15 protein-coding genes are annotated in these 13,515 nt (G+C 38.4%); 12 read left to right on the top strand and 3 right to left on the bottom strand.

The window, feature by feature from the left end; genetic code table 11:
- Nucleotides 1-2: 2 nt before the first annotated feature.
- The gene (locus tag AB685_RS19535; RefSeq protein ID WP_047972278.1) at nt 3-554 is read right to left on the bottom strand and encodes a PadR family transcriptional regulator; all 552 of its coding nucleotides are present in this window, start codon (nt 552-554) and stop codon (nt 3-5) included.
- Nucleotides 555-710: 156 nt separating this feature from the next.
- Between AB685_RS19535 and AB685_RS19530 the strand changes: the two genes are divergently transcribed.
- Both AB685_RS19530 and AB685_RS19525 read left to right on the top strand, forming a co-directional pair.
- Nucleotides 711-1,187 carry a DUF2243 domain-containing protein gene (locus AB685_RS19530; protein WP_241773348.1) on the top strand — a complete coding sequence of 159 codons (477 nt, stop codon included), beginning with the start codon at nt 711-713 and terminating at the stop codon, nt 1,185-1,187.
- The gene (locus AB685_RS19525) at nt 1,184-1,987 is read left to right on the top strand and encodes a cytochrome c oxidase assembly protein (protein WP_047972277.1); all 804 of its coding nucleotides are present in this window, start codon (nt 1,184-1,186) and stop codon (nt 1,985-1,987) included. The genes AB685_RS19530 and AB685_RS19525 overlap by 4 nt, the downstream gene beginning before the upstream one ends.
- 53 nt (nt 1,988-2,040) lie before the next feature.
- Here the strand turns inward: AB685_RS19525 and AB685_RS19520 are convergent, their stop codons facing one another.
- Nucleotides 2,041-2,652 (bottom strand): spore coat protein, encoded by a 612-nt coding sequence (locus AB685_RS19520; RefSeq protein ID WP_241773349.1) that lies wholly within the window; start codon nt 2,650-2,652, stop codon nt 2,041-2,043.
- Nucleotides 2,653-2,849: 197 nt separating this feature from the next.
- On the opposite strand from AB685_RS19520, the gene AB685_RS19515 reads away from it, so the two are divergent.
- From AB685_RS19515 to AB685_RS19505, 3 genes are all read left to right on the top strand, one after another.
- A complete protein-coding gene (locus tag AB685_RS19515; RefSeq protein ID WP_047972276.1) occupies nt 2,850-3,056 on the top strand; it encodes a hypothetical protein in 207 nt (68 codons plus the stop codon).
- The gene (locus AB685_RS19510) at nt 3,037-3,351 is read left to right on the top strand and encodes a YbjQ family protein (protein WP_047972275.1); all 315 of its coding nucleotides are present in this window, start codon (nt 3,037-3,039) and stop codon (nt 3,349-3,351) included. Before AB685_RS19515 ends, AB685_RS19510 begins: the two co-directional genes overlap by 20 nt.
- A gap of 477 nt (nt 3,352-3,828) precedes the next feature.
- On the top strand, nt 3,829-4,596 hold the full coding sequence (locus AB685_RS19505; protein WP_047972274.1) for a MerR family transcriptional regulator: 768 nt from the start codon (nt 3,829-3,831) through the stop codon (nt 4,594-4,596).
- 44 nt (nt 4,597-4,640) lie between these two features.
- Here AB685_RS19505 and AB685_RS19500 read toward each other — a convergent pair whose 3' ends face one another.
- On the bottom strand, nt 4,641-5,876 hold the full coding sequence (locus AB685_RS19500; RefSeq protein ID WP_047972273.1) for a CNNM domain-containing protein: 1,236 nt from the start codon (nt 5,874-5,876) through the stop codon (nt 4,641-4,643).
- A 326-nt stretch (nt 5,877-6,202) separates the two neighbouring features.
- Here AB685_RS19500 and AB685_RS32165 point away from each other — a divergent pair, with 326 nt between their 5' ends.
- The 7 genes from AB685_RS32165 (at nt 6,203) to AB685_RS19465 (ending at nt 13,216) form a co-directional block, all read left to right on the top strand.
- A complete protein-coding gene (locus AB685_RS32165; protein WP_241773347.1) occupies nt 6,203-6,427 on the top strand; it encodes a hypothetical protein in 225 nt (74 codons plus the stop codon).
- A gap of 42 nt (nt 6,428-6,469) precedes the next feature.
- Nucleotides 6,470-6,637: a hypothetical protein gene (locus AB685_RS32160; protein WP_241773346.1), complete on the top strand. Its 168-nt coding sequence runs from the start codon at nt 6,470-6,472 to the stop codon at nt 6,635-6,637.
- 474 nt (nt 6,638-7,111) lie between these two features.
- Complete coding sequence (locus tag AB685_RS19490; protein WP_047972272.1) at nt 7,112-8,005, top strand: helix-turn-helix domain-containing protein; 894 nt, start codon at nt 7,112-7,114, stop codon at nt 8,003-8,005.
- A gap of 997 nt (nt 8,006-9,002) precedes the next feature.
- Nucleotides 9,003-9,545 (top strand): hypothetical protein, encoded by a 543-nt coding sequence (locus AB685_RS19480; protein ID WP_047972270.1) that lies wholly within the window; start codon nt 9,003-9,005, stop codon nt 9,543-9,545.
- A gap of 21 nt (nt 9,546-9,566) precedes the next feature.
- A complete protein-coding gene (locus AB685_RS19475; RefSeq protein ID WP_082153709.1) occupies nt 9,567-11,363 on the top strand; it encodes an ABC transporter ATP-binding protein in 1,797 nt (598 codons plus the stop codon).
- 26 nt (nt 11,364-11,389) lie between these two features.
- Nucleotides 11,390-12,313 carry an ABC transporter permease subunit gene (locus AB685_RS19470; RefSeq protein WP_047972268.1) on the top strand — a complete coding sequence of 308 codons (924 nt, stop codon included), beginning with the start codon at nt 11,390-11,392 and terminating at the stop codon, nt 12,311-12,313.
- A 12-nt stretch (nt 12,314-12,325) separates the two neighbouring features.
- On the top strand, nt 12,326-13,216 hold the full coding sequence (locus tag AB685_RS19465) for an ABC transporter permease subunit (RefSeq protein WP_047972267.1): 891 nt from the start codon (nt 12,326-12,328) through the stop codon (nt 13,214-13,216).
- The last annotated feature ends 299 nt before the right edge of the window (nt 13,217-13,515 follow it).

The raw sequence follows: 13,515 nt of genomic DNA, 5'->3' as shown, positions 1-13,515 counted from the left end.
TCTTATCTCTCCTTTGAAAGCAATTTTGTTTTCGTTTGTTCACACCATTCGATGGCAGCTTTGGTGGTACATAATCCATAGTCCAATGTCATTAACCAGTAGGGGGCATCTGCATCTTGTATGTGGCATTCATTGATTCTATTACTGATTGCCTGGAAAGTGCTATGACGAACAGTCAATTTTTCGTGGTAGGTATCCAACAGTTCCGCCGTACGCGCCGGGTCCTGATGTCTGCAGAAAAAAAGCTTGAGAAGCAGTTCGTTTTTATCGGTGGCAAGGTCTATGATTGGGTCTTGAAGCCATTCTTTCAAAGCGGTTTTTCCTTTTTCGGTGATGTGATACTCTTTTTTGTCTGGTTTGCCTTCTTGAGTTGTTTCTTGGACGGAGGCATAGCCATTGTCGACTAATTTCTTTAAGGTCGGGTAAATCTGACCGTAGCTGATTTTCCAGAAGTGATTAAGGCTTCCGTCCATCATCTGTTTGATGGAGTAGCCGGTCTGACAGCCTGTGGTGAGAAGTCCAAGAATGGCAAATTGGGTGTTTTCTTTTGGCAAGGCGAAGTGCTCCTTTGTAATATATCTTTTTGATATATATCTTTATGATATATAATACCATTGTAATTCTGAATGTGGCAAGTGATTATAACTTTCTTTTTAGGGAAATTATGAAGAAAAGTGTATCTTTTAAAAGAATGGGAGTTGAGGGATAAAGTGAAGGAGGTAAACACCACACCTAATTATTCCAGTCGTAATCTTTGGTCAGGTATTCTTTTTGGTCTAGGCTTGGTTGCTTTTATAGACGAAACAATCTTTCATCAATTGCTTCACTGGCATCATTTCTATGACAAGTCGACAACTGATATTGGACTGGTATCTGACGGATTATTCCATGCATTCAGCTGGTTTGCAACAATTGGTGGATTATTTTTGTTTGCTGATTTAAGAAGAAGGAAAGCGCTCGTCTTGAAAAGGTGGATTGGCGGGATATTTCTAGGGGCTGGAGTTTTTCAATTATATGACGGAATCATTCAACATAAGATTTTGCGGATCCATCAGATTCGGTATGTGGAAAATGTGATTATCTATGACGTGATATGGAATGTGATTGCTGCCGGCATGATAGTGGTTGGCGTGATTTTAACTATTAAGACGAATAATAAGCAACGTTCCCAAGAGGTTTCTTCATGATCGTTCTCGCTCATATCCACCATCAAGCAGAGATCGGTGGTTGGACCAGTCAGTTTCTGGTGGTTCCTTTTTTATTGGCCCTTCTTTTATATGTAGGTGCAGTGGTGCTATCTAATCGAAAATACACCAAATGGCCGGTTAGGCGGACTTTGCTGTTTGCAGGTGGAATTATCTGTGCAATTAGCTCATTGGCAGGTCCCATTGCAGAACGGGCACATATGGACTTCTCCTATCATATGATCGCGCATTTATTATTGGGGATGTTGGCGCCGCTATTGTTGGCCTTGTCAGCACCTATGACCCTTTTAATGAGGACGCTTAACGTAAATGCTTCTAGAAAATTATCAGGCCTGTTAAAAAGTCGACCCGTTTCGTTAGTTACAGACCCATTTGTCGCAACTGTTCTGAATATCGGAGGGTTATGGCTTCTATATACAACCCCTTTGTATGAAGCCATGCATCAGCATGTAGGGCTGTATCTTTTTGTGCATCTTCATGTGTTCCTAGCTGGGTATTTATTTACTATATCCATGATTTATGTTGACCCTACAGCGCATAGAAGAAGCTATCTTTACCGTGCCATCATTTTCATTCTCGCACTTGCCGGACATGGCATCCTATCAAAAGTCATTTATTCCCGGCCTCCAATGGGTGTGCCGGTAGAACAAGCGGAAAGAGGCGGAATGATTATGTACTATGGGGGCGATGTGATTGACGGTATCATCTTAGTCATCCTGTGCTATCAATGGTATAAAGCTACACGGCCTAAAGCATTTGGCAAGGCAGCGTTAGAAGGGTAAGGTGTATAAGTAACAAGAAGCCATGGAGAAGTTTGACTCCGTGGCTTCTTTTCTTAATGAGGCATATTCCCTTGATTCGGTACAGTTGTATAACTTTGCAGCATAGCATTCATATCCTGCATCGCGAGCTGTGGTACTTGATAGTAGCCATGTTTATTTTGATATAGAAAAATCTCATAGCTCATTTCAATGAAGTTTGGAACACTGTCAGCAACAACGCGGCGAAGGACAGGATTGGTCATTTCAAGCGCCGTCATAGCAAGCAGCGACGCAAGACCTTTTGTTTGTCCAAGCATATAAGCGGAAAGTCCCTTGTCCGCAAGCTCATTAACGGATTGGTTCGGCTTTTTCGGTTGAGACGGTGTGATGCCATACACTACGTCATGTGTTTGGGTCATATGATACACTTGAGTGGATACAGAAGGCTTTTGCCCCGTTTGAAAACTTTCCACGATGGTGTTGTACATTTGTGTAACAAAAGCAGTCTGACGCGTCAGTATATCCTTGAGTGCAGGATCCTGGATATGCTGTTCGTACATTTGGTATTGATCGAGCATACTGATAATGCCGGCAATTACTTCATGGGCATCAAAAAGCTCGTGGCCACCATGGTTTGTATTCGGGGCTTGTGCGCCAGGTGTGTTCGTGTTCATGGTCTGTGGCATTTGGTTCTGATTGATATTCTGCCCTTGTGGGTTTGGTTGATTTTGCATGGTTTGCATCTCTCCTTAAAGTGACATTCTCTTTTATAATGAACAATTTTGTCCCATTCATGTATGAAATGAGTGGTGGCAAAATATACTTTCAATGGTGTACAGGAAATACATTTTAGGTGGTGAATAGTAGTGGTGGGGGGATCGGGATGATAGAAACTCTGAAGAAAGTGTTATTGCTTGTGGCAGTATTAGGTCAGGTGGTTGGGATAGCCCTACTTGTCGTGAATATTTGGTTGGGCATATTATTTTACATATTTTACGTGCTTGCCGTCATTGCACTCTTCATTGTGCTGATAGTAGAGCGGGCTAAGGAAAAAGAGGAGGATGATAAAAATGATTATAGTGACTACTGAGGCCGTACCAGGCAAGGAAATAGTGGAACTGAAGGGATTTGTGAAAGGGAGCACAGTGCAATCGAAGCATATCGGGAAGGATCTGTTGGCAGGCTTGAAAACCATTGTCGGTGGGGAAATCAAGGAATACTCGGAAATGATGCAGGAGGCGCGCCAGAAAGCGATCGGTCGGATGGTGGAGGATGCAAAGAGCAAAGGGGCGAACGCCATTATTTGTGTGCGCTTGGAGACCTCGAGCGTGATGACGAATGCGTCGGAAATTATTGCGTATGGGACAGCAGTAACGGTGGAATAGGGGCGTGGGCTAAATAGGAATGAAAGGGATTGGGGAACCTTGGGGACGAGGTTTCTTTTCTATTTTAGGGAAAGGAAATGCGATCGAGGAGCCAATCTTTCCCATCTGATAAGGAGGAAGTGTCGTAATTTGTTTTGTTTTGTCAGATGGCAAGTATTTGATGAAGTTTGAACAGTATTTAGAGGTGAACCGACAGTATTTGGCGGAGTTTGGACAGTATTTTACCTGATTCCGACAGTAAATGGGTCATCTTGGACAGTAAGCGTGAAATGGGCTGATTTATCTGGCCACGATTATCACCTCAAGGTCATGTTTTCATAAAAATAACTCGATCGAACCCAGAAACTGGTCTTGTTTAGGTATTCTGATATTTTTCTTACTCGATAAGTAAAAATCAGATCAAAAAAACTACAAATACCCTCTTTACCTTCACGCTACGTCAAGGTGTACACTGTAATTGTCAGGAGGTGATCAGAGGTGGAATACACCGTACAGAAGTTAGCAAAATTGGCTGGGGTGACTGGCAGGACGCTGCGATATTATGATGAAATCGGGATTCTCAAGCCGGCGAGAATCAGTGCTTCTGGGTATCGAATCTATGGGCAGGCGGAAGTGGATATGCTGCAGCAAATCCTCTTTTACAGGGAGCTTGAGATCGACCTGGAAAGCATACAGAAAATCATCAACGCTCCAACCTTCGATGAAGTGGAAGCACTCAAAGAACACCGTGATAAGCTTCTGACAAAGCAAAAGCAGCTAGCGAACTTAATCACTAATGTAGATAAGACCCTGGCTGCGAAAGAAGGGAGCATTACCATGAGCGACAATGAGAAGTTTGAAGCATTCAAGCAGAATAGGATAGATGAAAACGAAAAGAAATATGGCGAGGAAATTAGAGCAAAATATGGCAACAAGACGATTGATAAATCCAACGCCAAGTTGAAAGGCATGTCTAAGAACCAGCACGAACAAGGCGAAAAGCTTGGAGAAGAGATACTCGAAGTTTTAAACGAGGCATTCCAGACGGGGGATCCTGCTGGCGACCTCGCACAAAAAGCGGCGGATTTGCATCGTCAGTGGTTAGGATTTTACTGGGATTCCTATTCCAAGGAGGCACATGCAGGTCTTGCCCAAATGTATGTCGACGACGAACGTTTTACGGCTTTTTATGATAAAAAGCAACCTGGGACGGCAGAGTTTCTGAGGGACGCGATTCTTATCTACACTGGAATGAAACCGGACTAAAGAAGAGTGGGGAAGCATCAATTCAGGATGCCTCCCCACTCTTCTTATTTCAAAGTTATCTTTTTCTTCACCTTAACCTGTTTCAACACATTATCATCCATTTTCAAAATGTCAAAGTGCAGATGGTGGTACTCAAGGGTATCTCCTTCTTCCGGGATATGACCAAGTTCTTTGAACAGGAAGCCGGAAATCGTGTCCTCCTCTTCCGGAACCTTTGTTTTAAACACCTCATTGAACCTTCTGATCGCAATTTTTCCGTGACAGATAATGTAGGTATCAGTCAGTTCCTCAATGAGGATCTCGCCCACTTCATCGGTCTCATCCTCGATTTCTTGGCCAATCATCGCTTCAATGATGTCCTCATGACTGATGATTCCAGTGGTACCGCCATACTCATCGATGACGACGGCCATATGTTTTTTCTCTTTTAGCATCATCTTAAATACCCGTTCAATCGAGGTGGATTCCGCTACAAACAGCGGGGAATCGTCCATGAAATCTTTTATTTCAAGGTCGATGTCTAACGACCAGTTAAGAAGGAATTTTGCATGAAACACCCCGATGATGTTATCCATATTGTCCTTATAGACAGGGTATCTCGTATAACTGCTTTCCATGACATATTCGCGCGCCTCTTCAAAGGATACCTCGCATGGGAGGCCGTGGATGTCAATGCGTGGTGTCTTTAAAGCGTCCCGAACATCTTTTGTGTAAAAATCGATGGCCCCGATGATATGCTGGGATTCCTCTTCAAAGAACGTCCCTTCCGTGCGACCAATATCCACCATCGTTTTCAATTCTTCCTTGGAAAGTGTGGCTTCCTGGACCATTCCTCTGGACAGAAGGCGTATGACAAAGTTGGTGAATAGAGACAACAAGAAGATTAACGGTTTAAAGACGATCAGTAGTAATGAAATAACAGGTGCTACTATATATGCGACATTGTTAGCGAAAGTGGCGGCAATGGATTTAGGCAGCACTTCAGCAAATATAATTATGATGACAGTCAAAACCGCTGTAGCAATACCGACATTTATGCCATAATCGATAGCGATTAAAGTCACTAATGTAGGAAGCATGATGTTGGAAATATTATTTCCAATTAATATGGCAGTAATGAATTGGTTGGGACGTTCAATCAATTTTAAAAGCCTCTTGGCAGCCTTATCTCCATTTTCCGCCTGTATCTGGATCTTCATTTTATTGACCGCTGTCAACGCGGTTTCACTGCCTGATAAAAAGAATGACATGAATAGGAAAAATGCGAGTGCGATAAACAAATCTTTTGCCTCCTAAGGACGACTTTACTATTTTTAGTTTTCAATGAAAAACCAATCATTATCCATTTTTTTATAAATTGACGGGTTTGGATTTCTTGGAATTCTCGAATATGATTTATAAGTTAAGAAAAGAATACACTTCGATTACATTGATATTAATACAAAAACTATAATAATAAAAAGAAAAGGCAAAGGACGGAGAGCAGCGTAGGCTTCACACTTTTCAACGCCAATAAGCTTGCCACTACAATAATCCCCATAAGAAGAAGTAAAGTGGTATCCAATTGAGGTTTATAGTCTTTTCAACATCCAACCCCTCCGAGTTCATGAAAATTTCACTTATTTTAGTCTTAAGTAAGGTAATTGCTGACCACCGGGCAAAGTTGAAGAAGCAACCTTACAGGATAACTACCTGCTGCTTGGAAAAATCATCGCTTGTTTATGATAAGGAATCCGTTCATGCAGAACCTGTTGGAATATTGATGGCATTTGAGGCTGGTTTATCGTTTGCAGTTTATCTCCATTCTTGTTTATTTTTGAAATGTCTTTGATAACGAGTGTTGGGGGGGAGTATCAGTCTTCATCTTGGAATAATGGCAAGAGGGGTAGCGTATTTTCTTTTTGCTAAAGGTCTTACTCATGTTTCTTCATCAACTGCAGTTACACTTGCATTGGCAGAGCCCTTAACAGCAGCCTTGTTAGAAGAATTTTTTAGGAGAATATTTAAGTCCAACTTCTTGGGCGGGGATATTCCTCCTTAGGATGGGGATTGGGATATTAATATGGTCGTCTAAAAGTTGCTGGAATTCTGAACGACAGACCTGTAATGTTGCTATAAAGAGAATTATATAATAAAAGGAATAGGCCTAAGCCATTCCCTTTTATTATATGATGAATATATAAGTCAGTACATAATTAATGATTTGATCTATTCTACCCAAGGTAAAGTAGGGATGTTTGGTGAATTTGGATTATTTTCCTCGGCAAAGCTAGTTGAAACCTCTTGGGATGTATGTATGTTGAATACTAAGATAAATAAAACAGTAAGTCTAAAAAAATTTTTCATTTTTTAAATCCCCCTAATATATTTGTATTTATATGGTATTATTATAGTTAATTTTTACAAAATCCGCATTCTTGAATAGGTACTATTTGACTCTATAAATGTATAATTTTCTCTTTTTTTAAATAAATTGTACAATTAATATGAAATTTGTCATTTTTTGAGGTGAGTTATGTTTATTAAAAATGAAGAACTAGGAAAAGAGATAAAGAGACTTAGGAGAGCGAATAAATTATCCCAATCAGAATTAGCAAAAGGGATTTGCTGTCAAACGACTATCAGCGGGATTGAAAAAGGCAGAACGCTGCCAAGCATCGATATAATGTTTTACCTTTCAAAGAGATTGAATGTGACCATGGATTATTTACTTAGCACTACTTTACAACGTGCTGAAAACTATGTTTTATCCACAACTCAATTAATTAATAATTATTTGAAAACGGCTAATTACGCTGAAATCTTCGAATTAACAACATTAGAAAGAAAATTAAGAAATAAGAGAGATTTAGGAGAGGAATTTAATCAATTTATTGATTGGCATTTTTACAGATCTTCCTATGCTAAAGGAAATATTACATGGCAGGTATGTGTGGAGAACTTAACTTTCCTCATTAATGATAAAAGTATATTCAAACAGCAATTCCAAGACTTGAAGATAAAAAACGTGATTGCAAACATATTGGCAGATAATGGTGTTTATAATAGGGCTCTAAATATATATAAGGAGATACTATCACATAATTTGGATATGGATAGTTATCATCGGTTTACGTTAAAAATATATTTTAATTTATCAAAAATGCACTTTTTTGATATGAAGTATAAAGAATCACTTGAAGTTGCTGAAAAAGGTATTAAGGGGTCATTAAGGCTTGAAGATTTTTCAGTTTTAGGCAATTTATATACCCAGGCTGCTCAAAGCCTAGTGCAGCTTGATGGGTACAATCGGTTAGTTATAGATTATTTAGAAAAAGCCAGAGTGATTTTTATTTTACAGAAAAGAGAAAACTATGTAGATTTTATTGATTCTATACTTAAAGAAGCAAGCAAATATGAAATAAATTAATGAGTTTACGAAAAAATTGCCTTTAAAAATGGCGATTTTTTTTGATAAAGCGACGTGAAGAAGGAATATGACAACTTTCATAATTTAACAGGAAAGAAGGATACCAACATGAAAAATAGTAGAAAAATACTAATAATTCAGTTATATAAATAAAATGTGTTTTTTTACCATGTGATAATATGGGAATTGTTAGCCGGCTGAATAAAATTAACTATTATGGAGGTGAATAATATGGAAAACTTTTTCAATGGAGCAGCAGAAACAAATTCTGTAGTTTTTCAGTACTGTTCTTCTGAACCTTGTGGTCCTCTTTATTTCAGAAGAGTAATTATCTACTCAAACAACACTGTTAAATATACTTGCGATTGTAAAAATGGAATCGTTCTTTAATATATAAATATCCAGTTATAATATATGCCGATTTGCCTTTTAGGCAGTCGGCTTTATATTTCTAACCATATTAAAAAAGGATGTGTAATAGTTTGTTCTACATATTAGCAATAATATTCTTAGCGTCTACTTTTTTTATCTCTTCAGTATCAAAGCTAAACTCTAGAGAAAGCTTCTATAAAACATTACACACTCTAGGCTTTCATGCAAAATATAATAGTTTTATATTCTATATGATTGTACTATCTGAAATGCTGATTTCTATTTTTATTATTTTTAGTGTAAGTAGAATGTATGCCCACCTATTAATTTATCTGCTCTTAATCATATTTATATATGTTTTTTATCTCGTAAGGAAATCCGGGAGAGATGTAAATTGTAATTGCTTTGGTGATTTGACGGAGGAAAGAATCGGTAAATTTACATTAATAAAAATAGGAATACTATTTATTCTTAATACTTCTGTATGGTTGTATAGTGTGGATGCCACAATTACTAGTTATCCCATTACAATTGTTATAGAAATGTTCTCCATAGCTACAGGGATTTGGCTTCTTTACTTTTTACTTATATCTTATCGAAAAGTTTCTATAAAGGGGTAATGATAGTGGAATTTATTAATTTAACTTACCATATTATTTTATGGGTTATCATAATTGTTCACTCTTTAATGTTTATTAAACTATATAAAATCATTGAAAAATCTACAAAAAAACCTGTAGCGCTTCCAGGTGATGAGCTAGGATTACCGATAGGAACTAAATTCCCTATTAGAAGAGTTATGACAATTAACAATAAAGAGTTTAGTTTACAATCGAGTTCTAAACAAGGAACTATAGTTTTATTGACAAGCCCTAATTGTGATATTTGCAATAATATATATCCTTACCTTAACAATCTTCAAAACCAGACAACAGATTTTAATTCTATTATGTTTAGTCTTTCCAACAAAGACCTGGTAACTAAATTAGTCTTAAATTATGGGATAGAAATGTCGGTTTCTTCTCTAGAGGAAGATGAATTATCAAAGCTAGGAAAGATAGGATTACCATTTGCCTATTTCATAAGTGGTGAAGGGGTAATAAGAGGCAAAGGCATTATTAATAGAATTGAAGATCTTAATATGATACTACCTACAAAGGCTGCGTAATATTATCATTAAGGAGAATTCATGATGAATATGGGTTATTTATTGAAATCTTTAGCTTTTGTTTGGAAAAAGGCAAGAATCTGGCTGCTGGTATCAACACTTTTACATGGCTTGATAGGATGCCTTCCCTTTTTTCAGCTCATTATATTACAAAAATTAATTAACAACATTACTAATGTTGTATTCAACAAACAAGAAAGTTATACAGTGATTCTGATTTTACTGCTTTTGCAATTTGTGCTAACAGTTTCTAGTACAATCATGTTTAATGTTCTTGCAGTTATGAATACAAGCGTAGAAATAAAAATAGATCACTTGATTGGAAAGGCTGTTAATGAGAAGGCGTCAAAGGTTCCTTTTGCGTATTTCGACATTCCAGATTTTTATCACCACCATGATAGAGTAAAAGGTCAATACGGAAATAAATTGTTAGGGCCGGTTAATAGTGTTCTAGAATTGATACAAGCTGCTATTACATTACTTTCCTATTTAACTTTCCTTTTCTTAATACACTGGATTTTTATAATCATCAGCTTAATTGCGGCCATACCTTTATTAATAGTTAGAATTAAATATAGTAATGAGAAATTCTATTTAGTGAAATTCCAAACACCTAGTGCAAGAGAAGCGGCTTATACATCATCGCTCCTTAATAATAGGCAGGCAGCAAAAGAAGTGAGATTATTCGGATTAGCTTCATCTTTAAATACACGATGGGAAAAGTTATTCTTAAAAAATTCCAAAGAATACCTTAAAATAGTTAAAAGAGAAAAAACCTCACAAATAGGGCTAGATGCATTAACTGCACTCTTCTTTGGGGCATCTGGTCTCACAATAATCTACTTGCTCCGGTTGGGAAAAATGGACGTTGGAGGTTTTGTAGCAACAACGAGTGCAATACAAGGAGCACAGGGTGCTTTTAATAATATTGCGGTTCAAATTGCAAATGTCTATGAAAAGAACCTATACATAGAAGATTTATTTAAGTTCCTAGAGTATGAAAATGAGATGCTTAAAATAAACACTGATGTTAAAAGTGAAGAAAACTTCCCTTCACCTTTAAAAACAGGGATTTCAATAGAAAATATATCATTTAAATATCCTGGGACTGACAAGAATGTTCTTCACAATATTAATTTAAATATAAAGTCGGGAGAGAAGGTAGCGATAGTTGGAAGTAATGGATCTGGAAAAACAACCTTAATAAAATGCCTTTTAGGATTATATATACCTCAAAAGGGTTCAATAAAATTTGATAATATAGATTTCAACAGATTTAAACAAGAGGATGTACAAAAGAATATTTCTGTTATATTCCAAGATTTTATGCGTTACGCCTATTCAATAAAGGATAATATTACATTTGGGAATTTGGAGGAAGCAAATAATAGTAAATTACTTGATGATACTTTATTAAAAAGTGGGTTATCTCCTTTAATCAATAAATTAAATAATGGTGTTGATACATACCTTGGAAAAATGCTCTACGACGGTGTTGATCTTTCAGGTGGGCAATGGCAGAAGCTGGCTATCGCTCGAGCTATTTTTAGTAATTCTCCTATTATGATTCTTGATGAACCGACCTCAGCTCTAGATCCGAAATCTGAATTAGAGATATATAGATTTTTTAATAAGATTACACAGGATAAAACTACAATATTTATCTCTCATCGTATGGCAGCAGCCAAGATGGCCGACAGGATTATCGTTATGAAAGATGGAAAGATCATTGAACAGGGCACTCATAATGAATTAATAAATAATTGTAAAACGTACTATGAAATGTTCCATTCACAAGCGCGTTGGTATGCTTCTTAATAAAGGAGAGAGGAGAGCGAAAAATCATGAACATGAGAAAAGAGCTTATCAAAATTTCAACTGCTGTTTTCCTGGCCCTGATTTTCTTAATGTTAATCGTCTTCTTCCCGAGAACCCCTACGATTACGACAAGCGGCGGAAGGGCGGAAACTATAAACTACAACTATGATTTCAATGCGCAGGAGTATCAGCAGAATATCACGACTTTTCTGAATGGGTTAAGGGAAGAGAGAAGTCTGGGAGGAACACGGTACCAATTTAAGAGTGTGGAAGATGAACTGCTGCATTATTATCCAAAAAGTCTTCAGGTGGTCATTCCGGCATTTATTCTCAGTATCCTCCTGGGTGTGTGGAAGGGGATATATGATTATCGGCATGCGAATACGAAGAAGAATGTACTCGGAAATGGGACGACATGGCTCCTCCAGTCGATTCCGGATTTTTTCCTGGTGATTTTTGTGTTTTTTGTGGCTGTCACGTTTTGGCCTCAGCTGAAACTGTTCAGTCAGGGAAGCTGGTATAACGCGGTTGTCGTTATTGTGCTAATCTCGGTTTATCCAATTATGTTTGTGGCAAGGACGGTGGGTGTCTCGCTGCTGTCCCAAGATGGTGAGGATTATATTAAAGTCGCAAAATCCAAGGGGCTTCAGACAAGGCAGGTCATTCAGAAGCATATGCTGAAAATCAGTTTGAAAGATTTAAACCGCTATCTGCCGACCCTGATGGTAATTATTCTATCAAACCTCTTGATGGTGGAATATGTAACCGGGTATCAAGGGGCTGCATACCGCCTTTTTATTGCATTGGGCGGGGTGCAGACAAAGGTTGCTACGTATTTGGTCCCGGAATATGAAGGCGGATTGGTATTGGGAATTGGGATATGCTTTCTACTTACCATTCTCACGACACATTTAATCCGGCTGACGGTTTCATGGAAATTAAGCAGATGAGGGGGGAGCTGTATGTTTAGAAATACCTATATGAAAATAGGCGGACTGATGCTACTGTTACTGCTGGCGGTTACATTTCTGGCTCCGTTTCTACCTTATATCCAGAACGGCATGGAAGTGGGGAGGGTAAAGTTTGAACCTGGCAGAATAGTAACAGCTCCGTTTCCACCATCGCTCGAGCTTCCGCTGGGATCAGATAGTGACGGAAGAAACCTAATCAGCGTCTTAGTTATCGGAGCCAAGGATACCTTGCTGATTATTACACTGATTACGGTTATCCGTTATGCTGCCGGTATTGTTTTGGGGATTATGGCATCCTTTGGAAACCGCTTGGTTAGTTCGATGCTGGATACGTTTGATCAGATGTTCTCCAGTTTGCCTGTCGTCTTTTTCGCGGTTCTGCTATTGAATCTGCCATTTATTATTTTCCTGGAAAGCCGATTTTTTGTAGCGATTATCACCATTGCGGTCATAGAAGCCGGGAGAGTAGGAGTGACGGTGAAAGAACAGATTCTTTCGATAAAAAAAGAACCGTATATGGACGCTGCGATTACGGTTGGTGTTTCTCCATTTTTGATGACGAAGAATTATTTTATTCCTAATATGCTGCCTTCTCTCATCGTAAACTTCTGCTACGATATCGGAAGGGTGGCCCTCATCATCGGCCAGCTTGGCGTCTTCAGCGTTTTTATTACACAGGAGCTCGTCCAGATGGAATCCAACTATGGAGAGATCCAGAACACCAGCTTCAACTGGGCCACGCTCTTGGGTGAGGCAAAGAATCTGATCTATACCGCCTATTGGATACCGCTGTTTGCTGCACTGGCCCTGCTATATACCATTATTTCTTTTAATATATTTGGGGAGGGGCTGCGAAGTTTTTTTGAGAAGCGGCATGCTTGATATGTGTGGAAAATAAATTTAGGCTTTAGTGCTTGCCAGTAGATGAGTAGAGGCCAAGGGGACGGTTCGAGCACCGAGCATTTCACTTTTTCTTGTTACAAAGCAGCCCGATATTGGGCTTATATGATAGCGATTGGCATTGTTTTGAATGTGCAGCTGAGGACGAGGAAGTATTTGTTTGAATGCTAGCGTTGAGGACCCTTACTGTGGGAGAGCGGTAAGGGTTTTTTACATGGTAAAATATATTGTAACAAAATGACAACTCAATCGACTATTAGATAAAGACGGCAAGGGGGATT

The organism is Bacillus sp. LL01 (assembly GCF_001037965.1).
Note: the sequence above shows the minus strand (reverse complement) of the source record. Positions and strands in the feature narration are given on the sequence as shown.